This window comes from Micromonospora sp. C95 (assembly GCF_018070465.1).
Lineage (GTDB): Bacteria > Actinomycetota > Actinomycetes > Mycobacteriales > Micromonosporaceae > Micromonospora.
Genome location: NZ_JAGPXT010000044.1, coordinates 1 through 21,139 on the forward strand (window position 1 = coordinate 1; position 21,139 = coordinate 21,139).

Here is a 21,139-nt window from a genome sequence, read left to right on the forward strand (position 1 = left end):
GGGCGGGTGGGGGGACGGTTAGGCGGGGGTGAGGGCGGCTTCGCGGAGGAGGCGGCGGGTGAGGGTGAGGCGGTCGGCGTCGGTGTCCAGGTCGGGCAGGTCGCCGACGCGGATCGGCGGGCCGGCGAGCAGGGCACGGACGGCGGGCTCGCACGGCGCGGGCAGGGTGATCGTCCGGTCGAACAGGCGCAGCGCCACCCGGTCGCCCTCGGTGGCCAGCTGCCACCGCAGGCCCGCACGGGCGGTGACCCGGCTGTCGGCGGTCAGCGCGGTGATCGCGGCGGCCTGGGCCAGCGGCCGGATCGGCGCCGGGCGCGAGGCCGGCCAGGCCCGCTGCCGCAGCCGGGCGGCCACGTGGGCCGGATCGGCCCGGCGCAGCCAGTCCCGCAGCGCCTCGACCGTCTCGGTCAGCTCCGGTTCGATGGCGTCCGGATCGGCCACGTCGGTGCCGAACGGCAGGGTTGCCCGCAGTCGCTGATCCTCGGCGGCCAGCGCGAGCAGCTCCTCGACCAGCGCGTACCGGGTCAACGCCCGGACGCCCACGGTCAGGTGCAGTGAGCTGGACTCCTGCGCCTGGGCGCTGTGCAGCCAGCCGCGCGGCAGGTAGAGCGCGTCACCCGGTTCCAGGACCACGTCCAGCGCGGCCGGACCCTGGGCGGTCGCGGCGACCTCGTCGGCTCGGCCACCCCACGCTTGCCGCTCCAGCGGGTCGGGCAGCACCGGCGGATGGATCCGCCAGTGCTTGCGGCCGTCGACCTGGAGCACGAAGACGTCGTGGGTGTCGTAGTGGGTGGCGAAGCCCTGGCTGTCCGGTGGCGTCAGGTAGGCGTTGACCTGCAACGGCTGGCTGACGGCCAGGCTCAGGTCCCGGGTGAAGTCGATCAACGCGGGCCAGGTGCGGTGCAGGCCCTGCAGCACCAGGGTGGCGCCGTCGGCGTACAGCTGGAGGATCTTCTCGTCGAGGACCTGGTCGTCGATCTCGGCGCCGGCACCGCCGCCGCCGGTGTACCGCGCCGCCGGCAGCACCTGGCCGTCCTTGGCCACCCGCAGGAATGGGGTACGCAGACCACGCCGACTGAGTAGCTCGTCGGCGTCGGCCGGGCTGAGCAGGTCGGTGAAGCCGGCCGGGTTGGGCAGGTCGGCGGCGCGGGACAGCAGCGGGGTACGCCCCCAGTGGGCGGCGGCGAACTTCGCCGCTTCCACGCTGACGCAGCGGGCCAACGCGGCTGTGGTCCGCTCGGCGGGCTCGCCGAGGTCGGAGGCATCTGCGGCCGGAGACGGAGCCGCCGGGCGGCCGTGGCCGCCCGGCGGGTCGAGATGCGTCATGGCGATCCGTTACCGGGCCGCGCCGTCGGCGCCGCCGTCCTGCTGGCCCGGGGTCGCACCGCCGTCGGCCGGGCCCTCGGCACTACCGTCCGCGCCGCCGTCGTGCTGACCCGGGGTGGCACCGCCGTCGGCCGGACCCTCGGCACTACCGTCCGCGCCGCCGTCGTGCTGACCCGGAGTGGCACCGCCGTCGGCCGGACCCTCCGCCCCGCCGCCGCTGGTCGTCTGCATGTCATCGTCGTTGAGTGGCATCGTGCTCCCTCGGATTGACCCGCCCCCGCCGCCATTGGTCGGGTGCGTCCTGCCGCGGGTGGTACCCCGCTCCCGATCTTCTCTAACCACACCTCGCCCCACCGTAATCGCCCGAACCATCCGGCATGCCCGGTTCGCCGTCGCGGGCGGGCCGGCGGCTCCGGTGGCAGGATTGGTCGAACACTGCGACGGAGGTGCCGATGATCGAACCACTGGAGCCGGTAACCGAGGACTGGCAACGTGCCCTGGCGATCGTGGCCCACCCCGACGACCTGGAGTTCGGTGCCGCCGCCGCCATCGCCCGCTGGACCGGGCAGGGCAAGGACGTCGTCTACTGCCTGGTCACCAGCGGCGAGGCGGGCATCGACGGCATGCCGCCGCCGCGTGCCCGGGAGGTCCGCGAGCAGGAGCAGCGGGAGTCGGCCGCCCTGGTGGGGGTGGACACGGTCGAGTTCCTGGGCCTGCCCGACGGGGTGCTGGAGTACGGCGTACCGCTACGCCGGGAACTGGCCGCGGTGGTCCGTCGGCACCGCCCGGAGATCGTCGTCACCAACAACTTCCGGGCCACCTGGGACGGCGCCGACGTGCTCAACCAGGCCGACCACATCGCGGTGGGCCAGGCCACCCTGGACGCGGTCCGCGACGCCGGCAACCGGTGGATCTTCCCGGAGCAGCTGACCGACGGCGTCGAGCCGTGGGGCCGGGTACGGCAGGTGTGGGCGGCCTCGTCGCCGAGTTCCCGGCACGGGGTGGACACCACCGACACGTTCGACCGGGGAGTCGCCTCGCTGCTGGCCCACGAGGCGTACCTGACCGGCCTGGGCGACGGCAGTTTCGACGCCGAGGAGTTCCTGGAGGGCGGCGCACGGCCGGTCGGCGCCCGGCTCGGGGTCCGCTACGGCACCTCCTTCGAGGTGTTCCACTTCGACCTCGGGTAGGGCCGCCGGCCCGGTGAGCCGGACGCGGCGACCCACCCCACAATGGGCGCGGCAGGTCGCGCCGGGCACGGGTCAGGGCATGATCCGGGCGAGGTCGGTGGGCATGGTTGCCTTGACGTCCGCCCACTCGCCCTGCGTGATGTGCCGGCGCAGGGTGTCCAGCACCACCTGGACCACCCGCTGCGGGCCGCCCGCCACGTCGTACGGGAAGCCCTGGCGGACCTCGTACAGGAAGTCGTCCCGATTGAGCTTGATCGGCACGTCCTGCGGTTGCCAGCCGTCGAAGTAGATGCCCCGCACCACGACCGGCAGTTGCGCGGAGAACTCCACGCTCTCCTGCACCGGCATCCGGTCGCGCAGCAGGTGCAGCACGGTACGCAACGCGGCGTACGACTGGTTGCGCTGCTCCTTCGGCCACCCGTACGCCTGCTCGATGTCCTTGAGGATCAGGTTGGTCTTGTCCATCGAGGACTCGATCGCGGACTGGAACTGCTCAGCCATCTGTCCACCCCCGTAGGTCGGTTTCCCACCGTCGGTCGTCGTGACGTCGCGGCGGCCCCACCGGGCCACGCCGGTACCGGATCGGGCTGTCGCGGCCGGCCCGGGCGACCCGTCGAGGCTGCTCGGACGCTCCGACGGTGCGCAGGACGCCGGTTCGCCGCCGATGCGGTACGACCCGAACGGTCATCGCGGTCACCTCCGTGGTGTCGCTTCCGCGCGGACGATCGGCAACGGCGCGTCGCCCGCTTGACCCCATGCTCGGTTGCGACCAGGTGAGCTGCCCTCACCCCACCCGGGTGAGAATCACTCGCCCACCCTCCGTGACAGCATTCGTCGTCGCCACCTTTAACTCTCGGTGATCGCCTCGGCGTCATCCCCCACTGCCCTGTTCGGCCCCTTTGCTCTGCTTCACTCCACGCACTGGCCCACAAGCTGGTGAGATGCGCTGGGGGCACCGAGGGGCCCACCGGCCAGATCGACACGGAGAGTAGTTTGTTGCGTGGGGTGAAGCAGAGCAAAGGGAGCGGGGTGGCAGACCGGAAGGGCTAGGGGAGGTCTACGGATAGTGGCCACAGCTGCGCGTACGCAGCAGCCGGGCACTGCCGGGACCGGTCCGCCGCGGTCGCATCCTCGGCCCTGCACGGCCGCCGGGCACGACGACGCGGACGTCAGCCGGTCTCGCCGAGCAGGGTCTGGAGTTGCCGGGCGTTGTCCTGAGCAAAGTCGCGATAGCAGTTGTTCATCAGTACGTGTGTCTGTCCGGTCTCGGCGGCCAGTTCGCGGAGCCTGGGTGCCCAGTCCTTGAGCTCCCGCGCCGAGTAGTGGTAGCCGAACTTCTCGTGGATGTCCTTGCTGGTCCACTTGTCGCTGTGCCCGTGGAAGCGCACCACCGCGAGGTCCGCGGTGGCGGCCAGCACCGGCGGAATCGACGAGCGGTGCCCCTGCGGCATGTCCACGCTGACGTACGCGAGCCGGTGCTCACGCAGGAAGTCGAGAGTCTCGGTGGCGTTGTCACCGTCGAACCAGGAAGCGTGCCGGAACTCGAAGACCGGCCGCAGCGGCGCACACCGCCGGGTCACCTCCAGCAGATACTGCTTGTTGTCCCGTCGGATGGTGAACCAGGGCGGGAACTGGAACAGCAGCGCGCCGAGCTTGCCCGCCTCGACCAGCGGGTCGAGGGCGCTGAGGAAACGGGTCCACACCTCCTCGTACGCCTGTGGCGGCAGGTCGTCGGGGTAGACGTTGCGCTTGTCGGTCTCCGGCCGCAGCTCCTTGTAGATCGCGCTGACCTTGGTGGGGTGGCCGGTGAGCAGGCTGAACGCCTTCACGTTGAAGGTGAAATCGGCCGGGGTGCGTTCGGCCCACAGCCGGGCGGTGCGCTCGGCCGGCGGTGCGTAGTAGGTGGCGTCGACCTCGACCACCGGGAACTGGCGCGCGTAGTAGGCCAGCCGTTTCTCCGGTGTGTCGGCCGTCTGCGGGTACCAGCCGGAGTCCAGCAGGGTCCGGTCGGTCCAGGACGCGGTGCCCACCTTGATCTCACCCATGGGTGGAGTCCACCGTGTCCCGGACCGGCCGGCAACCGCTGCGGTTCAGGCCGCCCGACGCTCGCGCGTCTGCTTGCAGGTGACGCAGGTGGTGGCCGACGGGAAGATCTCCAGCCGCTCGACCGGGATGGGCGCGGTGCACCCCTCGCAGAAGCCGTAGGTGCCCTCGGCGAGCCGGGCGAGGGCGTGTTCGTACTGGGCGCGACGGTCCAGGATGGTCCGCAGCAGCGACTGCGCGGTGTCCCGCTCGGCCGTCTTGGTGCCGCTGTCGGCCTGGTCGTCTCCGGCGGTGTCGCCGACCTCGACCAGCCGCAGCACCTGGCTCTGCTGCACCGCCTGCTGGTACTCCTCGGTCAGCTCGTCGTGGCGGGCCTGCAGGGAGAGCCGGATCTGGTCGGTCTCCGCCTGGGATCGGCCGGTGCCGACCGTGTCGTGGACGAGCATCGCTGCCTGCCTTTCCTGGGCCTTATCGTCACCGCGGGCGGGTCGGTCCACACCCGGTCAAACTGCCCAAGTCATCGCACCCGGGCGCTGTGAGCCCCGCGTTTACCCTCGTTGTCGACGACTCAAACCGGCCCGTCGCCGGATTCCACAAACGCCGGACGACGTGGGTCGTCGACCCGGACCACCACGTCGGCGAAGCTGGCCGGGGCGACCTCGGCGGCGTACCGGTCGAACGCGGGCACGGTCCAGGCCAGCTCGGAGTCGGTACGCCGACGTAGCGCGGCGGCGGACATCTCCAGGTGCACGACGACGTCGAAGGCCAGCCCACCGCCGAGCAGGAACGCACCGCTGACCAGCAGCACCCCGCCGGGTGGCAGGTCGACGTACGCGGCCCGGCTGGCCCGGTCCGTTCGGGCGTCCCACAGCGAGGGCAGCACCCTTCCGGACCCGTCCGGCCCCGCCGGGTCCAGCACCTCGCGCCGCAGGCCGGCCTCGTCTACCCAGCCCTCGTAGTACGAATCCGGGTTGGTCCGCCCCCGTTCCAGCCGCAGCGACGCGGGGCGCAGAAAGTCGTCGGTACGCACGTGCAGCACCGGGCGCCCGAGGGTGCGCAGTGGGTCGACCAGGGCGTCGGCCAGGTGGTCGGGGCGGGCGGCCGGTGCGCCGTCCACCGCGACCCGCAGCCGGCCGGTCGACACCGCGCCGGCCAGCCGCTCGGCCAGCTCGCCGACCAGCAGCGGCGGTGAGATGGGACGCACGCGCATCCGACAATGGTGCCCGGTGGTCGACGCGCTGAGGCCAGGGTGGTCCGACGGAGTCAGCCGGTGCGGTCGAGGGTGACCCGAGCGTCGTCGGCCAGCCGGTAGCCGACGCCGTAGACGGTGGTGACCAGCGGAACGTCCACGCCGACCTTGCCACGGAGCCGGCGCACGTGTACGTCGACCGTGCGTACGCCGGCGTGCTCGTAACCCCAGACGGCGTTGAGCAGCTGGAGCCGGGTGAAGACCCGACGGGGATTCGCGACGAGGTGCAGCAGCAGGTCGAACTCCAGCCGGGTCAGCGGCAACGGCTCGCCGTCGCGCAGCACCGACCGGGAGGCAGCCAGGATGTGCAGGGCGGGAATGGCCGGCGCGAGCTGCCGCGACGGCGTACGGCCCGCCGGCACGGTCTCGGCGCGGCGTTCCGGCACCACCGGGCCGACGGTGGTGATGGTCCCCTCCCCCCGCTCCAGCATCTCCCGTGCCGCGTCGAGCAACCGACGCGCGGCCGGGGTCAGCGACTCCTCGCACGTCAGGGGGATGGACAGGGTGACTGTCAGGACCGGAGCGGCGGTGTTGACGGGTCGACGCTGGCCGCCGGGAGGTCGACCGGGCACCGCGGGTTGGGACGTATGCCATCCGGCGCGCGACGAAGCGGGGCTGACCGACATGGTCCTCCTTGGCTGGTCCGGGTGTTCCCCACGGCCCCGGGACGCCGCTCTATCGATGCTTCCCGGCGCCCATGTGAGGGTCAAGGGGCGGCTGCGTTGCATGAATGTGACAATTGACCGACACATCGGAGCCGTCCGCTCGCTCTGCGTACGAGGCCAGATGATTACAGCAGAGCCGCCAAGTTGACCTGATACGGGGGTGGTCCATGCCGTTCGGGGGCCTTCCGGGCGGGATGTCCGTACCCGCCCCGACGTCGCCTGTTCGCGCTCCCACGCCACCACCGTCACGCGGACGGGACAGCGGCCGGGAGACGGAGGTCGGTCACGATCACTGGTCGGCCGGTGGGCGCGAGCGGTACGACGGTGCCGACTAACCTGTACCGGTGAGCGACGAACTCGACGCCGAGACCCTGGAATTCGCGCACCGGATGTTCGACCTGGCGCGCGACGGCGCGACCCCGGAACTCGCCGGGTATGTCGACGCGGGGCTACCGGTCAACCTGACCAACGAGAAGGGTGACAGCCTGCTGATCCTGGCGGCGTACCACGCCCACCCGGCGACGGTGCGCGCGCTGCTCGACCGGGGCGCCGACCACTCGCGTGCCAACGATCGGGGCCAGACGGCGCTCGCCGCGGCGGTGTTCCGCAGCAACGGCGAGGCGGTACGCGCACTGCTCGACGCGGGCGCCGACCCCGAGGGTGGCAACCCGTCGGCGGTGGCCACCGCCGAGTTCTTCGACCTGCCCGAGATGCTCGCGCTGCTCCGCGCCGGCTAGCCGGCTACGCTCTGGCCTCGATGAGGAAGCGGCGGGCGTACGCGACGAAGGGGCCCTCGGCGCGGATCCGCTCGTGCAGGCGCCGCAGCGCCGGTCGGTGCGCCGCCACCGTGAAGGCGGGCACCGTCCAGATCACCTTGCGCAGGAACCAGACCACCGCGCCGATGTCGTGGAAGACCGTCCGCAGCGTCGCCTCGCGCAGGTCGACCACGGTCAGGCCGGCCGCCCGGGCGGCGGCCACCGCCTGCTCCGGATGGCGGTGCGCCGGCGGCGGCAACGGTCCGAGGATCGCCTCGCTGAGTTCACGAACGGTCCCCGGTCCGATCTGCTGGGACAGGAACGTACCACCCGGACGCAGCACCCGCGCCACCTCGGGCCAGTCGGTGCGCACCGGATGCCGGCTTACCACCAGGTCGAAGGCGGCGGCCCGGAACGGCAGTGGCGCGTCGCCGGCCACCGCCACCACGCCCGCCCCGAGTGGCGCCAGATTGGCCCGCGCCACCGGCACGTTCGGCGGCCACGCCTCGGTCGCGACCAGCAACTGGGGCGGGTGCGGCACCTCGGCCAGCACCTCTCCCCCGCCGGTGTCGATGTCCAGCGCCGCACCCACGCTCGCCATCCGCGCCGCGACCAGCCGCGCGTAACCCCATGGTGGACGCTCCTCGGTGGCCCGCCCGGCGAGCCAGTCGAACGCCCACCCCTCGACCGGGGCGGCGGCCCCCTCGGCGATCAGATCCTCGAAGCTCGGCTGTGGCGGCACAGCTGCCAGCGTGTCCGGCCGGCACCGTCGCGGCAACGCCTTTATCCGAGGCCGCTCCGCCCGAGCGTCGGCCGCCGACGCGAGCGGGCCCACCGCGCCGGGTAGCCGAGCCCTACGGGCGGGGACGAACGACCTCCACCGTCGGGGCGTCCACACCGCGTACGACCTCGACGCTTGTCGCCTCGGGTCGGGTGGTGTCGAAGTGGCGCATCAGCCGCGCGCCGAGGTGGACGCCCACCCCACCGACGGCGAGGCCGAGCACCTCGACGACCAGCAGCGCCGGGGTGGCCCCGCGGTTCGTCGCGTCCGCCCGCACCAGGCAGGAGAGGAGGAACAGCCCGGCCATGCCGGCGTTGACGACGTTGAAGCTGATCGCCGTGTGGCGGGTGCGGTCCGGCGGCACGTCCCACAGGTCGACCATCCCGGCCACCGCGGTCAACGCCGCCGTCACCAGGGCGGCCACCGCTGTCCAGTAGCCGACCTCGCCGAGGAAGACCGGGCCGCCGGCCACGTCGGCGAGGTCGAAGATGACGGCACAGACGAAGAGCCCGTACGGAAATGTCACAAGCATCGGTTGGATCGGGTGTCCCTGCACCCGCAGCCGGCTCTGCATCCTGGTCCCCCTGGCTAGGCTCAGTTCGTCAGTCCAGGGTGCTACCCGGGCACCACCCGGGCGAAACGACACGCCCCGGTCAGTTGTCCCGGGGCCGGGAGACGGTGCTGACGAGCCGCTCCGCCACCTCTCGGAGCGGGATCGACAGCGACGCCGCCGCGCCGCGCAGGACGTCCAGGGCGTCCGGCGCCGGGCAGCCGCGCTGGGTCATGATGACGCCGACCGCCTGGCCGATGACGCCGTCGTCGAGCAGCGCACGGTCCTGCTGCGCGGTCAGCGCGGCACGCCGCTCCCGGTCGCGTACCGCCGCCAGCAGCAGGCCGGCGTGTTCGGCAAGCAGCATCGCGGTCAGCTGGTGGCCGGGAGTCAGCGCTTCGGGTTCGGCGGCGTAGAGGTTCACCGCGCCGATCACCTGGTCGTCGATGTCGACGGGTGCCGAGATGACTCCGCGTACGCCCAGTTCGCGGGCCTGGGGCGTCCAGTCCGGCCAGCGCGGTTCGCCGTCCAGATCCGCCGCGCCGACCATCTCCCGACGCCGGATCGCTTCCATCGCCGGGCTGTCCGGACCGTACCGCAGGTCGTCCAGCACGCCCAGCCGAGCCTCGGAGGCGGCCACGCCGGCCGGCTCGCCGGACCGCAGGGCGGTGAAGCCGCACCAGGCGACACCGGCGAGGGCGTCCCGGGTGATCCGGACCAGCGCGGACAGCGCCGTGTCGAAGTCGTCCACGGCGATCAGACCGGCGGTCAGCTCCCGCAGCAGGGCGGCCGTCTCCAGCACGCCGAGCGGCTCCGCCGCCGGGGTGCGCGTCTCCAGGTTCACCGGCCAGTGGCTCCCGTACGCCCGGTCAGCCTCGTCACCCGTCTCCTCCTCGGCGGGGCTCCCGCGCTGGAGCCGCCCCTCGACGTCACGACCCGCCCTACTACCCGCGCCGACAACGGTCGAAACGGCGCAAAACGGGGCCCCTCCCAGGGTACGGGCGCGGCCGGGAGGGGCGGTGCCGGACCGGACGAGTCAGCGGGCGCCAGCCCCGCTGAGCCGCCGCCCGACCGAGGCGATCAGCCGGTCCAGCTCGGAGCCGAACGGGTTGTCGTGCACCAGGTAGGTCCAGGTGGCGCTGGGCCGGACCAGTTCCGCGGCGTCGGGCTCCCAGTCCTCGTCGAACTCGGTCTCGGCGAAGGTAGCCAGGGTCCGCGCCTCGATCGCCGGCACCAGCTCGGTGAAGGCCGGCACCGCGGCCCGGTGGAACTCGTCGAGCGGGTCGAGCCGGCCCAGCGCGCGCAGGTGCACGCCCTCGCGGACCTCCGACAGCTCGGCCAGGTGCGAGGCCCACAGCCGGTCGAGGTGGTAGAGGGCGATCGACCGGGCCACCTGGGCCAGCAGGTCCTCGTCCATCTCGCCGGCCTTCTCCGGCATCTTGTCCAACAGCATCAGGGCTGCGACGTCGCTGGTCAGCAACCGCTCCCGCCGTTCGGCGAGGGCCTTGCGCTGCTGCTCGATGACCACGCTGTACCGCCAGGTGTTGCGGTGGATCTCGTGGTTGACCCCCTCCGCGACCCGCTGGGCGTGCTCGACGGCGTAGTCCACCTGCGCGTCGGTGACCAGGCCGTCGGCGTTCATCCGGGGCGACGGCGGCACGGTGTCGCCAGCGTGCCGGACGACCAGGTCGTCCTCCAGGCTGACGAAGAAGACCGACCCGCCCGGGTCGCCCTGGCGACCGGCCCGGCCACGCAGCTGGTCGTCGACGCGGCGGCTGTCGTGCCGGCCACTGCCGATCACGTAGAGGCCGCCCAGCTCGGCCACCCGCTCCTGGTCGGCCTGGTCGCTGCCGCCGAGGCGGATGTCGACGCCCCGGCCGGCCATCTGGGTGGAGACGGTGACCGCGCCGTACGCGCCGGCCTCGGCGATGATCGCCGCCTCCTCGTCGTCGTTCTTCGCGTTGAGCACCACGCAGGGCACCCCGGCGGCGTTGAGCCCGGCCGCCAACTGCTCGGACTCCTTGACGTCAAGCGTGCCGACCAGCACCGGGCGCCCGTCGGCGTGGCAGCGCCGGATCTCGTCGATCAGCGCCTCCTCCTTCTCCGCCCGGGTGGCGTAGATGCGGTCCGGCTCGTCTATCCGTACGCACGGGGTGTTCGGCGGGATCACCGCGACCTCCAGGCCGAAGAACTCCCGCAACTGGTCGCCGACGAGCACCGCCGTGGCGGTCATGCCGCAGACCACCGGGTAGAGCCCGACGTACGCCTGCACGGCGATGGTGCCCAGCACCTCGCCCTCGGCGGAGGCGTCCAGCCCCTCCTTGGCCTCGACCGCCGCCTGGAGCCCGTCGGGCCACCGGCGGCGCTGGGCGACCCGGCCGCGCATCTCGTCGATCAGCTCGACCGTGCCGTCGCGGACGATGTAGTCCACGTCCCGGTGCAGCAGGGCGTGCGCGTGCAGCGCCACGTTGACCGCGGAGAGCTGCTCGACGTTCTCCTCGTCGTACAGGTCGATGCCGAGCTTGGCCTCGACGGCGGCCAGGCCGGCGGAGGTGAACGCGACACTGCGGCCGTCCTCGGCCACCGTGAAGTGCCGGCCCTTGCGCAGGCCGCGCACGAGCGCGGCGGCGGCGTGCACCGGATCCTGCTCGCCGGGCACCGAGCCGGCGAGGACCATCGGCACCCGGGCCTCGTCGATCAGGATCGAGTCGGCCTCGTCGACGATCGCGGTACGCAGCGGGCGCTGCACCCGGTCCTCGATGTCGGTGACGAGCTGGTCGCGAAGGAAGTCGAAACCGGCCTCGCTTACCGAGACGTAGGTGACGTCGCAGGCGTACGCGGCGCGTCGCTCGATCGGGGTGGACGCCTCGTTGACCCAGCCGACGGTGAGGCCGAGCAGGGTGTAGATCGGCTCCATCCACTGGGCGTCGCGGCGGGCCAGGTAGTCGTTGACGGTGAGCACGTGCACCGGCCCGTTGCCGAGCCGGACGTGCCCGTACGCGGCGATCGCCGCGGTGAGCGTCTTGCCCTCACCGGTGGCCATCTCGGCGACCTTGCCGGAGAGCAGCGACATCGCACCGAGCAGCTGAACATCATACGGGCGCTGGTCGATGCCCCGGCGGGCCGCCTCGCGGCCGAGCGCACAGATCTCCTCGTAGCTCGACGCCGCGCCGGCCGCCTCGGTGAGCTCGGCGTCGTCGAACGCCGAGATCTCCTCCTCGCGGGCCTCGATGACCGGCAGCAGCTTCTCCAGCGGGGCCAGATCGACCGTGGTCCCCGGGCGCTGGAGGAACCGACGGAACCTGGTCTTCAACCGTTGCGACACACCCATGAGCCGCAACGGTACGCGACCAAACCGATCTTGACCGTCCCGCCCGCCCTCCCGATCCCCCGCGATCTTGCACCTCCGGTCTGGACATAGGGGGCGTCCGGTGCATAAAGCCGACCAGAAGTGCAAGATCGCGGAAATCGGGATGGCGACGAGGCGCAATCAAAGGTTCATCGACCGGGAACGTGGACGGAGCACGCTTGTGATCAAGCTGGGAGACCGATCCGGTTAGCGTGCGGGGTGCTGGGAAATCCATCTCCCGGTCTTCCCGCCGACGAGGGGGTGCCTGTGCGAAACGACGAATCTCTGGTCTCGCCGGTGGTGGAGGCCTGGGCCACCTATCGGACCACCTCGGCGGCCGACTGGCCGACCCGACGACTCCTTCGGGCCAAGGGTGACAGCCGGGTCAGCGTGGTGCTGCCGGCGCGCAACGAGGAAGCCACCGTCGGGGCGATCGTGGCGACCATCCGTGAGCACCTGATGGACCGGGTCGCGCTGGTCGACGAGCTGATCGTGGTGGACTCGCGGTCCACCGACCGCACCGCGGCGGTGGCCCGCGCCGCCGGGGCCGAGGTGGTCAGCCAGGACGCGATGACCCGCGGGCTGCCCCGGCTGACCGGCAAGGGCGACGCGCTCTGGGCCGGCCTGGCCGCGGCGGAGGGCGATGTGGTGGCCTTCGTCGACGCCGACCTGCGCGAGTTTCGGCCGCACTTCGTCACCGGGCTGCTCGGCCCGCTGCTGACCGACCCGTCGGTCGACTTCGTCAAGGGCTTCTACCACCGGCCCCTGGTCAGCACCAGCGGTGTCGAGGCGGACGGCGGCGGCCGGGTGACGGAGCTGATGGCCCGGCCGATGCTGAACCTGTTCTGGCCGGAACTGGCCGGGTTCGTGCAGCCCCTCGCCGGCGAGTACGCCGGCCGCCGGGAGGTGCTGGCCCGGGTGCCGTTCGTCTCCGGCTACGGCGTCGAGACCGCCATGCTGATCGACCTGCTCGAACTCGTCGGGTTGGACGCGCTGGCCCAGGTGGATCTCGGCGAGCGCAAGCACCGGCACCAGGACACCGCCGCGCTGGGCCGGATGTCCGCCCAGATCATGCTGACCGCCTGGTCCCGGTTGCAGCAGCGGGGCTGGGCGAACCCGGAGGTGCTGCCCACCGCCCTGCTGACCCAGTTCCGCCGGGGTGGTTCGGACGCGCTGCCGAACCTGGACCGGGAGATCGTGGTCAACGACGTCGCCGTGGCGGAACGACCACCGCTCGCGCAGCTGCAGCACCAACTGCCGCGACGGCAGGTCGCCGCGGCGTGAGGTGTCCGGCCTCACCGTGGCGTTTCACCCGGTGGAGGGCCGGGTACCTGCCAGGCTCTGCGACACCGCCGAGACGAGGGTGGAGATGGCGAGCCGGATCACCTGCCAGGTGCACGACGGAGCACAGGTCACCGTCGTACGGCTCGCCGGCACCCTCGACATGATCTCCATGCGCGAGGCGTACGCGCATCTGGAGAGGTGTCTGGCCCGGCAGCCCGACGCGCTCGTGGTCGACCTGGCCGAGCTGTCCGTGCGCGAACAGCTGGCGGTGTCCGTCTTCGCCGCCGTGGCACGGCACGCCGCGGACTGGCCGACGGTGCCGCTGGTGCTCTGCGCGCCCCACCCGGACGCCGCCGCCCTGCTGGCCGGGTCGACCGCCTGCCGGGTGGTGCCGATGCGGGACAACTGCGACGAGGCGAGCCGGTTCGCGGGTGCGACCGCCGTGACCCGGCTCCGGCTACGCCTGGACCCGGTGGCGGCGGCCTGCCGCCGGGCCCGGGAACTGGTGGCCGACGCGTGTGCCCGGTGGAACCTGCCCGAGGCGGTGGGTCCGGCCTCGGTGGTGCTCAGCGAGCTGGTCGGCAACGTGGTCCGCCACGCGGGTACCCCGATGCAGGTCACGGTGACCCTGCGGCGCCCCTGGCTGCACCTGGCGGTGGTCGACGGCAGCAGCGCGGCGGCCCGGCCCGGCCCGGCCGGGCAGCGCGACGAGGGCGGTCGCGGGCTGCTGCTGGTACGCGAGCTGGCCGACCGTTGGGGTAGTGCCCCGGCCGGCGACGGAAAGGCCGTGTGGGCCACACTACCGGCGAATTGACCGAAATTACCGCTCTCGCCTGGTTACATGGTCGGCGGGCCGGGTAGCCACGCCCGTCCGTATCCGTCGTCGACGCAGGTGAGCGCTCATGCCCAAGCGGGTAACCACCGAACCCGGACAGGACCGCGGTCCGGCGATCCTCGCCCCGGCCCGTTTCGGCGGCTATCCCGGCCCGCTGCGCAGGCCGCTTCCGGGGGGAAAGCTGGTCAGGTTCCTGGCCACCACCGACCACAAGCAGATCGGTCTGCTCTACCTGCTGACCTCGTTCGGCTTCTTCGTGCTGGCCGGGATCGAGGCCATGGTGATCCGGGCCGAGTTGGCCCGGCCAGGTCTGCAGTTCCTCGCTCCGGAGCAGTACAACCAGCTCTTCACCTCGCACGGCGCGGTGATGCTGCTGCTGTTCGCCACCCCGGCGGCGTTCGGCTTCGCCAACTACATCGTGCCGATCCAGATCGGTGCGCCGGACGTGTCGTTCCCCCGGCTCAACGCGCTGGCCTACTGGCTCTACCTGTTCGGCGGGCTGATGGTGGTCGGCGGGTTCCTGACCCCGGGCGGCTCGGCCGACTTCGGCTGGACCGCGTACACCCCACTGAGCACCGTCGAGCACTCCCCCGGGGTGGGCGCGAACATGTGGGTGATCGGCCTGGTGGTGTCCGGCCTGGGCACCATCCTCGGCGCGGTCAACCTGATCACCACGATCCTGACCCTGCGCGCGCCGGGCATGACCATGTTCCGGATGCCGATCTTCACCTGGAACATGCTGTTCACCAGCGTGCTGGTGATCCTGGTCTTCCCGCTGCTGGCCGCCGCGCTGCTGGCGCTGAGCGCCGACCGGCTGCTCGACGCGCAGGTCTACAACCCCGACACCGGCGGGCCGATGCTGTGGCAGCACCTGTTCTGGTTCTTCGGCCACCCCGAGGTCTACATCATCGCGCTGCCGTTCTTCGGCATCATCACCGAGATCATCCCGGTCTTCTCCCGCAAGCCGATCTTCGGCTACACCGGGCTGGTGCTGGCCACCATCGCCATCACGGTGCTGTCCATGGCGGTGTGGGCGCACCACATGTTCGCCACCGGGCAGGTGCTGCTGCCGTTCTTCAGCATCCTGAGTTACCTGATCGCGGTGCCGACCGGGGTGAAGTTCTTCAACTGGATCGGCACCATGTGGAAGGGCCAGTTGACCTTCGAGACGCCGATGCTGTTCGCCATCGGCTTCCTGGTGACCTTCCTGCTCGGCGGGCTCACCGGCGTTCTGCTGGCCAGCCCGCCGGTGGACTTCCACGTCACGGACACGTACTTCGTGGTGGCGCACTTCCACTACGTGGTCTTCGGCACCGTGGTCTTCGCACTCTTCGGCGGCTTCTACTTCTGGTGGCCGAAGATGACCGGGCGGCTGCTCGACGAGCGGCTCGGCAAGCTGCATTTCTGGACCATGTTCATCGGCTTCCACGGGACCTTTCTGGTGCACCACTGGCTCGGCAACGAGGGCATGCCCCGCAGGTACGCCGACTATCTGCCCAGCGACGGGTTCACCACGCTGAACACGATCTCCAGCATCTTCGCCTTCGTGCTCGGCGCGTCCACCCTGTTCTTCATCTGGAACGCCTGGAAGTCCTGGCGCTACGGCGCCGAGGTGACCGTGGACGATCCCTGGGGCTTCGGCAACTCCCTGGAGTGGGCGACCACCTGCCCACCGCCGCTACGCAACTTCGACCGGATGCCCCGGATCCGCTCGGAGCGTCCCGCGTTCGACGCCAAGTACGGCGAACTCGTCTCCGACCTCGGCCGCGACCTGCCACAGCGGACCACCCGGCCACCGCAGGAGTTCCGCGACGAGATCCACCGGGAGACGCACCTGCCCGAGTCGCCGGCTGCGGAAGGCGCGCACGGCGCACCCGAAGCGGAGGCGTACCAGCCCGCGCCACAGTCCGGTGCCCGGCCGGTCGACGTGCCGGAGCCGGAGCAGGTACGCCGGCCGAGCTTCGAGGAGACCGACGAGCCGGAGGAGAACCCGCTGGGCGCCCAGCGCGACCCGCAACCCAACGACCGATGGCGGCATCCGCGCGGGCCCGGGGACACCCCGGAGAACTGAGCGTGTCGTGCGCATCCGGGGCGGCACCGCCCGGTGCCGCCCCCGAAGGACGTTCTCGCGACGGTCAGCGGCCGCGTACCGCGGGCGCGGCGCGCGTCTGGTTGGCCGCCTCGGACTCGGCGGGACCGTTCTGCCACGGTGGCGGCGCGTCGGCGAGCATCGCCTGGCGCAGCCAGGTAAGCGCCCTCGACAACAACCGGGACACGTGCATCTGGGAGATGCCGAAGCGGGCGGCGATCTCGGCCTGGGTCTGGTTGCCGTAGAACCGCATGGCCAGGATCCGCCGCTCCCGCCAGGGCAGCCGGTGCAGCAGGCCGCTGACGGTCACCCGGTCGTCCACCGACTCCAACGCGATGTCCGACTCGCCGACCAGGTCGCCGAACTCCGCCGAACTCTCCCCGCCGACCGGCGCGTTGAGCGATGCCGGGCTGTAGCCGGCCGCCGACTCCAGCGCGGCGAGGATCTCCTCCTCCGGCGTCTCCAGCCGTTTCGACAGTTCGGTCACCGTCGGCGCCCGGGACAGCTCACTGGTGAGCGCCGCCGTCGCCTGTCCGACCTCCAGGATCAGGTCGCGTAGCCGGCGGGGCACGTGCACACCCCAGGTGCGGTCGCGGAAATGCCGCTTGATCTCACCCACGATGGTGATCGCCGCGTACGCGGTGAAGGAACCCCGTTCCGGGTCGTACCGGTCGACGGCGTTGACCAGCCCCAGGCGGGCCACCTGTTCCAGATCCTCCAACGGCTCCCCGCGCCCCCGGTAGCGGCGGGCCAACCGACCCGCGAACGGCAACGCGAACCGGACCAGGTCGTCGCGGGCCTCATGGCGACGCTCCGGCGGTAGCCCGGCGATCCGTGCCGCGTACGCCAACGCCGCGGCGTCGAGATCCTCCAGCCCCCGATCGGTGGTAGGTGGTGTGGTTGTGGTGGTCTGTCCGAACATCCGCGCCTCCCTCGGGAAGGACCCCGCCCGGATTCGCCGACACCGGGCACGCGCGTAGGCACGCACGGGCCTGTGACTGGGTTACGTGACTGGGATGCCAGCGGGCGACGGCGCCACGCCACGCAAGGTGATCAGCCTGTCGCAGCCGGCGGTGTTCCCGCTCCGTAGGTACTCAATCACGGGATCGCAGGTTCGCGAGGATGTTTCGTCAGCCCGGTCTCAACAGATCAGCAGGCCGTGGTGGCTGCCGCCGTCGCGCAGCGCGGCCAGGGCCTCGCCGGTGCCCAGCGGCGCCGGATTGGGCAGGTCGTACGGCTGGGCACGGAGCACCTCGGTGGCCCTGCGGGTGGGCACCGAGGTGACCGGGTAGCCGCGCGCCGCCGTACGGTCCAGGGCCCGTCGCCGTCGGCCGAAGCCGGCGACCGCCAGCCACTGCGGCAGGCCGGCCAGCGCCGGTGAGCGTACGCCGGGCGGCTCCGGCAGCACGTCGACCGAGGTGAACGACTCGCTGCCGGCCAGCCACCACTCCACCTGTTCGACGCTGCGCCGGGTGGCGTTCTCGCACCAGTACGGCACCAGCCCGGCCCGGAGCACCTGCCAGGGGTCGAGCAACCGCCCGCACTCGACCACCAGGCGGTCACCGGTCTTGCCGGCGGCCCGCAGCCAACGCCGGTACAGGTCCGCCGTGGCCGCGCTGAGCGCCGCTGGCGTGGGCACCAGGATCTGGTGCAGCGGATTACCGTGCCGACGGGTCCAGTCTCGTACGCCCCGGTCGAAACCGGACTCCACGCCGTGTTCGGCGGCGGCGGGCGGCGCGGAGATCTCCGGCGGTTCCCAGTGCCCGCTGTCGCCGCCGGCCGAGCGCAGCACCTGCCGCAAGGCGTGGCTGTCGGGATGGAAGTCCACCGGGTTCAGGCCGCTGGCCGGGCAACCGAGTTGGAAACTGTGTCCGTCGGCGGCGTCGACCACCGGCCAGGTCCGGGTGTCGCGCAGCACCAGCACCGGCGCGCCGGGGGCCAGCAGATCGGCCAGGAAGCTGCGGTACGCCGCCGGCAGTCCCCGCCAACGACCGGTCAGCGCCACCGTCGCCCCGGCCAGCGCACCCCGGCTGGCCGGGCAGTGCACCTGTCGCAGGTGCAGGTCAGGGTTGCCGGCGAGCACCCGGCCGGCGAGCGCCGCCCCGTGGTCCAGGGCGGCGCGGGGCCGGTCCACCGCGCCCTGCGGCCAGTGCGCGATCATCTCGAAGCCGGCGGGCAGCCAGGGCATGCCCAGCGCCACCGCCAGATGCGCGACGCCGCCGTGCGGGGAGCCGAGCAGCACCCCGGGATACCGGCGTCGCGGGTACTGGTCGACGAACCATCGGGCGACCCGCTCCGCGTCGACCTCGGCGGCCTGCCCGGCGGTGAGGGCGGTCCGGCCGGCGGAGCGGATCGCCGCCGCCCGCCGCACCGGGTCGGGTGTGCCGGCGAACCGGGACACCGGTCCGGCGTGGCCGAGGTCGGCGCAGTCGCTGCCGCGCAAGGCGCGGCCGATGGCCGCGACCAGGATCCGGGCGGTGCTGCCGGCCGCGACGACACGGTCGCCGGCCATGCCGGCACCGGCCGCCGTCAGTCCCGGACGCACCCTGCGCACCGGTCCCACCTTGCCTCGATCGCTCGCCACGCGGCCCGGCTTCCCGCCACGATGCGGGTTAAACAGGGCATCTCCCCACCGGGCGGCATCAATCAGCGGATCTTGCCCCTTCCCCCCAACACCGACCACCCGTCATCCCCGGTGCACCCTCGCCGGCGCACCATTGCCGGCCAGCAACATCGGGGATGTTGCTGTCTCGCCGTCGCCTGAGGCAGCAACATCCCCGATGTTGTCGCATCTCCCGACGGTCAGCGCGTCCGTCATCACCTCCAGCACGCACGGCCGGTCGGCGTTCAGCGCCTCGTCCCAGGCCGCTCCGACCAGCTCCGGCCGGTCCACGCGCACCCCGTGCAGGCCGAGCAGCCGAGCCCAGCCGGCGTAGGGAACGTCGTCGGTGACCGGCCGGACCGGATCCAGGTACCGGGCATGACCGGACCGGGTGTTGCACACCAGCACCACCAGGCGCGGATCGGGCCACGCCGGTCGCCGCCGGGCGACGGTGACCAGCTCGGCGAGCCCGTGCGCGCGCATCCCGTCGTCGGCGACCAGGGCGACCACCGGCTGGTCGGGGGCGGCCAGCTTCACGGCGACGGCGTACGGCAACGCGCCGCCGGGCAGCCCGGCCAGACCCATGACGGCGCCGGGCAGCCCGGTCGGACCCATGACGGCGACATCGCCGGGTGCCTCCGGGAGGTGCGCGAGGCCGGTCATCGGCAGGGTGCCGTCGACGACCACCGTTGCGGTCGGCGGCAACCGGGTGGACAGCTCGTCGAGCACCAGCCGCGCGGCGAACCCGCTGACCGGGGACACGGCCCGCCTCCGGTCGTCGGCCGGTACCCCGCCGACCGGCGACGGGTGCGGCAGCACCAGGCCGACCGGGCGGCCACCGTGCGACGCGGCGCGCAGCGCCTCGTCCACCAGCTCCGGCACCCGCGCCGGGTCGGCGGCGTACCGGACGCCGTGGCACACCTCGGCGAGCAGTCGCGTCGTGACACCCACCTCGTCGTTCCGGACCGGGCCGGGCTCGGCGACGACGGCGAGCACCGGCAGGCCGGTGCCCCGGGCGGCGTCGAGGCCCGCGAGCAGGCCCGCGGCGGCCACCCCGCCGGCCGCGAGGCAGACGCCCGGACCGCCCGTGAAGCGGGCGTGCCCGGCCGCCATGACCGCAGCGCACTCCGCGTTGCGTACGGGTACGAACTCCGGGTCACCACCGGTGGCGTCGAGCGCCTCGACGAGCGTCGCGACCGCCTCCTGCGGGTGGCCGAAGACCCGCGGGATCCGCCAGGCCAGCAGCCGGTCGACCACCGCGTCAGCGACGCCCGGGTCAGGCACCGCCCCGTCCCGGGGTGACCGGGTCGACGTAGCGCAGCACCGCGCCCACCCCGTCCACCAGCTCCGGCGCCTCGTCCGGGCCGAGCACGGTCAGCTCGGCGTCGGTGCCCACCAGGGCACGCACCAGCGCCGCGTCGGCCCGGACCCGCTCCGGTTCGGCGACCGCGGCCAGCTCGCCCGGCTCGGTGGCGATGTCGGTGGCCGCCGGGCCGATCCACAGCTGGCCGTCGGCCGACGGGTCGTCGACGATCAGCATCGTGTCGACCTGGTTGCGCTGCAACGCGGCCACCACGGCGTCGAGCCCGGCGCCGACGTCCTCCTGCGTGCCGAAGCGGTCCAGGGCCGCGTGCACCCGCTGGTCGGCCACCTCGGCGATGGTCTGCACGGTCAGGTCGTCGAGCAGGGTCTGGTCGGCACCACCGGCCCGGGAACCGGCGTCGGTGCGTACCACCAGGTCCTGCCAGCGGTCCGGCATCTGGGCGGCGATCATGCCGGTGGCGCGGACGTCGCCGGCCACCACCACCACCTCGGCACCCACCCGTTCGGCCAGTTCGACGGTCGCGGCGGTGACGTCACCGGCGTTGTGATGCCAGGCCTCCATCGCGGCCCGCTGGTAGCGCGACTGGGACCAGCCGCCGGGCTTGACCCGGCGCAGCTGGTAGCTCTCCCGGCCGGTCACGTGTGCCCGGCGCGGCACTCCACCGGCGCTCACCGACATCGCGTCGGCACCGGTCCGGTCGGCCAGTACCCGCACCCACGCCACCTGCTCGCCGCGCTGGGCCAGCAGCGGCATCACGTGTGGCAGCGGGGCGTACGCGGCCAGGTCCCGACGCGGCGGGGCGGACAGGTACTCGGAGAGCACCACCTGTCCCCGGGTACCGAACACCGCCAACCCGTAGTCGCCGGGCATCGGGTCGTGTCCCCGGATCACCCGGTCGATCGCGGCGATCGTCGGCTCGTCCGCCCCCTGCTCGGCCAGTTGCCGTTGCAGGCCACGCCAGCGCAGATCGAGTGCCGCGTGCGCGTCCTCGGTGTCCAGGGAGGCGTCCAGGTAGACCGAGCACCACGGGCCCGGACGCTGGTACAGCGGGCGCAGGAAGGACAGCTGCATGCTCGACCCCTTTCCAGCTCGGCCCA

General features: G+C 72.5%; 20 protein-coding genes. 5 read left to right on the forward strand and 15 right to left on the reverse strand.

All coding sequences use genetic code 11. From position 1 onward, the window contains the following. Nucleotides 1-18: 18 nt before the first annotated feature. Together KBX00_RS27925 and KBX00_RS27930 are read right to left on the reverse strand one after the other, a co-directional pair. The gene (locus KBX00_RS27925) at nt 19-1,326 is read right to left on the reverse strand and encodes a cupin domain-containing protein (RefSeq protein ID WP_210831041.1); all 1,308 of its coding nucleotides are present in this window, start codon (nt 1,324-1,326) and stop codon (nt 19-21) included. 9 nt (nt 1,327-1,335) lie between these two features. Next, nucleotides 1,336-1,578: a hypothetical protein gene (locus tag KBX00_RS27930; protein WP_093402782.1), complete on the reverse strand. Its 243-nt coding sequence runs from the start codon at nt 1,576-1,578 to the stop codon at nt 1,336-1,338. 200 nt (nt 1,579-1,778) lie between these two features. On the opposite strand from KBX00_RS27930, the gene KBX00_RS27935 reads away from it, so the two are divergent. Then, nucleotides 1,779-2,516 (forward strand): PIG-L deacetylase family protein, encoded by a 738-nt coding sequence (locus KBX00_RS27935; protein WP_301548757.1) that lies wholly within the window; start codon nt 1,779-1,781, stop codon nt 2,514-2,516. Between the two features lie 72 nt (nt 2,517-2,588). Here KBX00_RS27935 and KBX00_RS27940 read toward each other — a convergent pair whose 3' ends face one another. The 5 genes from KBX00_RS27940 to KBX00_RS27960 form a co-directional block, all read right to left on the reverse strand. Further along, nucleotides 2,589-3,017: a DUF2267 domain-containing protein gene (locus KBX00_RS27940; protein ID WP_210831043.1), complete on the reverse strand. Its 429-nt coding sequence runs from the start codon at nt 3,015-3,017 to the stop codon at nt 2,589-2,591. 668 nt (nt 3,018-3,685) lie between these two features. After that, the gene (locus KBX00_RS27945) at nt 3,686-4,561 is read right to left on the reverse strand and encodes a DUF72 domain-containing protein (RefSeq protein ID WP_210831044.1); all 876 of its coding nucleotides are present in this window, start codon (nt 4,559-4,561) and stop codon (nt 3,686-3,688) included. Between the two features lie 45 nt (nt 4,562-4,606). Beyond that, nucleotides 4,607-5,005, reverse strand: a complete 399-nt coding sequence (locus KBX00_RS27950; protein ID WP_093402778.1) for a TraR/DksA C4-type zinc finger protein — start codon at nt 5,003-5,005, stop codon at nt 4,607-4,609. Between the two features lie 122 nt (nt 5,006-5,127). Then, nucleotides 5,128-5,769 (reverse strand): uridine kinase, encoded by a 642-nt coding sequence (locus tag KBX00_RS27955; protein ID WP_210831045.1) that lies wholly within the window; start codon nt 5,767-5,769, stop codon nt 5,128-5,130. 53 nt (nt 5,770-5,822) lie between these two features. Continuing rightward, a complete protein-coding gene (locus KBX00_RS27960; protein WP_210831046.1) occupies nt 5,823-6,434 on the reverse strand; it encodes a winged helix-turn-helix domain-containing protein in 612 nt (203 codons plus the stop codon). Between the two features lie 383 nt (nt 6,435-6,817). Here KBX00_RS27960 and KBX00_RS27965 point away from each other — a divergent pair, with 383 nt between their 5' ends. Beyond that, nucleotides 6,818-7,210, forward strand: a complete 393-nt coding sequence (locus KBX00_RS27965) for an ankyrin repeat domain-containing protein (protein WP_210831047.1) — start codon at nt 6,818-6,820, stop codon at nt 7,208-7,210. A 4-nt stretch (nt 7,211-7,214) separates the two neighbouring features. Here KBX00_RS27965 and KBX00_RS27970 read toward each other — a convergent pair whose 3' ends face one another. From KBX00_RS27970 to secA2, 4 genes are all read right to left on the reverse strand, one after another. Next, entirely contained in the window at nt 7,215-7,970 is a 756-nt protein-coding gene (locus KBX00_RS27970) for a class I SAM-dependent methyltransferase (RefSeq protein WP_210831048.1), read from the reverse strand. A gap of 112 nt (nt 7,971-8,082) precedes the next feature. Next, the gene (locus tag KBX00_RS27975; RefSeq protein WP_210831049.1) at nt 8,083-8,583 is read right to left on the reverse strand and encodes a DUF2231 domain-containing protein; all 501 of its coding nucleotides are present in this window, start codon (nt 8,581-8,583) and stop codon (nt 8,083-8,085) included. A gap of 79 nt (nt 8,584-8,662) precedes the next feature. Then, nucleotides 8,663-9,403: a GAF and ANTAR domain-containing protein gene (locus KBX00_RS27980; RefSeq protein ID WP_210831050.1), complete on the reverse strand. Its 741-nt coding sequence runs from the start codon at nt 9,401-9,403 to the stop codon at nt 8,663-8,665. Between the two features lie 192 nt (nt 9,404-9,595). Next, nucleotides 9,596-11,890 carry an accessory Sec system translocase SecA2 gene (gene secA2 / locus KBX00_RS27985; protein WP_210831051.1) on the reverse strand — a complete coding sequence of 765 codons (2,295 nt, stop codon included), beginning with the start codon at nt 11,888-11,890 and terminating at the stop codon, nt 9,596-9,598. 318 nt (nt 11,891-12,208) lie between these two features. Between secA2 and KBX00_RS27990 the strand changes: the two genes are divergently transcribed. The 3 genes from KBX00_RS27990 to ctaD all read left to right on the forward strand — a co-directional run bounded on the left by KBX00_RS27990 (nt 12,209) and on the right by ctaD (nt 16,098). Next, nucleotides 12,209-13,192 (forward strand): glucosyl-3-phosphoglycerate synthase, encoded by a 984-nt coding sequence (locus tag KBX00_RS27990; protein WP_307869101.1) that lies wholly within the window; start codon nt 12,209-12,211, stop codon nt 13,190-13,192. 16 nt (nt 13,193-13,208) lie between these two features. Then, nucleotides 13,209-14,006: an ATP-binding protein gene (locus tag KBX00_RS27995; protein WP_307869098.1), complete on the forward strand. Its 798-nt coding sequence runs from the start codon at nt 13,209-13,211 to the stop codon at nt 14,004-14,006. An 88-nt stretch (nt 14,007-14,094) separates the two neighbouring features. Then, a complete protein-coding gene (ctaD, locus tag KBX00_RS28000; RefSeq protein WP_210831053.1) occupies nt 14,095-16,098 on the forward strand; it encodes a cytochrome c oxidase subunit I in 2,004 nt (667 codons plus the stop codon). 64 nt (nt 16,099-16,162) lie between these two features. Here ctaD and KBX00_RS28005 read toward each other — a convergent pair whose 3' ends face one another. The 4 genes from KBX00_RS28005 to KBX00_RS28020 form a co-directional block, all read right to left on the reverse strand. Continuing rightward, nucleotides 16,163-17,038 (reverse strand): SigB/SigF/SigG family RNA polymerase sigma factor, encoded by an 876-nt coding sequence (locus KBX00_RS28005; RefSeq protein ID WP_210831054.1) that lies wholly within the window; start codon nt 17,036-17,038, stop codon nt 16,163-16,165. Between the two features lie 219 nt (nt 17,039-17,257). Continuing rightward, nucleotides 17,258-18,628: a hypothetical protein gene (locus KBX00_RS28010; protein ID WP_210831074.1), complete on the reverse strand. Its 1,371-nt coding sequence runs from the start codon at nt 18,626-18,628 to the stop codon at nt 17,258-17,260. 174 nt (nt 18,629-18,802) lie between these two features. Beyond that, nucleotides 18,803-20,002, reverse strand: a complete 1,200-nt coding sequence (locus KBX00_RS29750; RefSeq protein WP_210831055.1) for a thiamine pyrophosphate-binding protein — start codon at nt 20,000-20,002, stop codon at nt 18,803-18,805. Further along, nucleotides 19,995-21,113 carry a Vms1/Ankzf1 family peptidyl-tRNA hydrolase gene (locus tag KBX00_RS28020; protein WP_210831056.1) on the reverse strand — a complete coding sequence of 373 codons (1,119 nt, stop codon included), beginning with the start codon at nt 21,111-21,113 and terminating at the stop codon, nt 19,995-19,997. The genes KBX00_RS29750 and KBX00_RS28020 overlap by 8 nt, the downstream gene beginning before the upstream one ends. Between the last annotated feature and the right edge of the window lie 26 nt (nt 21,114-21,139).

What these genes read in the sequence shown, in the direction of transcription:
- KBX00_RS28010 (WP_210831074.1), bottom strand. Translation starts at nt 18,628, where the DNA reads ATGGCCGGCGACCGTGTCGTCGCGGCCGGCAGCACCGCCCGGATCCTG.
- secA2 (WP_210831051.1), bottom strand. Translation starts at nt 11,890, where the DNA reads ATGGGTGTGTCGCAACGGTTGAAGACCAGGTTCCGTCGGTTCCTCCAG.
- KBX00_RS27935 (WP_301548757.1), top strand. Translation starts at nt 1,779, where the DNA reads ATGATCGAACCACTGGAGCCGGTAACCGAGGACTGGCAACGTGCCCTG.
- KBX00_RS27930 (WP_093402782.1), bottom strand. Translation starts at nt 1,578, where the DNA reads ATGCCACTCAACGACGATGACATGCAGACGACCAGCGGCGGCGGGGCG.
- KBX00_RS28020 (WP_210831056.1), bottom strand. Translation starts at nt 21,113, where the DNA reads ATGCAGCTGTCCTTCCTGCGCCCGCTGTACCAGCGTCCGGGCCCGTGG.
- KBX00_RS27955 (WP_210831045.1), bottom strand. Translation starts at nt 5,769, where the DNA reads ATGCGCGTGCGTCCCATCTCACCGCCGCTGCTGGTCGGCGAGCTGGCC.
- KBX00_RS27975 (WP_210831049.1), bottom strand. Translation starts at nt 8,583, where the DNA reads ATGCAGAGCCGGCTGCGGGTGCAGGGACACCCGATCCAACCGATGCTT.
- KBX00_RS27940 (WP_210831043.1), bottom strand. Translation starts at nt 3,017, where the DNA reads ATGGCTGAGCAGTTCCAGTCCGCGATCGAGTCCTCGATGGACAAGACC.
- KBX00_RS27945 (WP_210831044.1), bottom strand. Translation starts at nt 4,561, where the DNA reads ATGGGTGAGATCAAGGTGGGCACCGCGTCCTGGACCGACCGGACCCTG.
- KBX00_RS27950 (WP_093402778.1), bottom strand. Translation starts at nt 5,005, where the DNA reads ATGCTCGTCCACGACACGGTCGGCACCGGCCGATCCCAGGCGGAGACC.
- ctaD (WP_210831053.1), top strand. Translation starts at nt 14,095, where the DNA reads ATGCCCAAGCGGGTAACCACCGAACCCGGACAGGACCGCGGTCCGGCG.
- KBX00_RS27960 (WP_210831046.1), bottom strand. Translation starts at nt 6,434, where the DNA reads ATGTCGGTCAGCCCCGCTTCGTCGCGCGCCGGATGGCATACGTCCCAA.
- KBX00_RS27925 (WP_210831041.1), bottom strand. Translation starts at nt 1,326, where the DNA reads ATGACGCATCTCGACCCGCCGGGCGGCCACGGCCGCCCGGCGGCTCCG.
- KBX00_RS28005 (WP_210831054.1), bottom strand. Translation starts at nt 17,038, where the DNA reads ATGTTCGGACAGACCACCACAACCACACCACCTACCACCGATCGGGGG.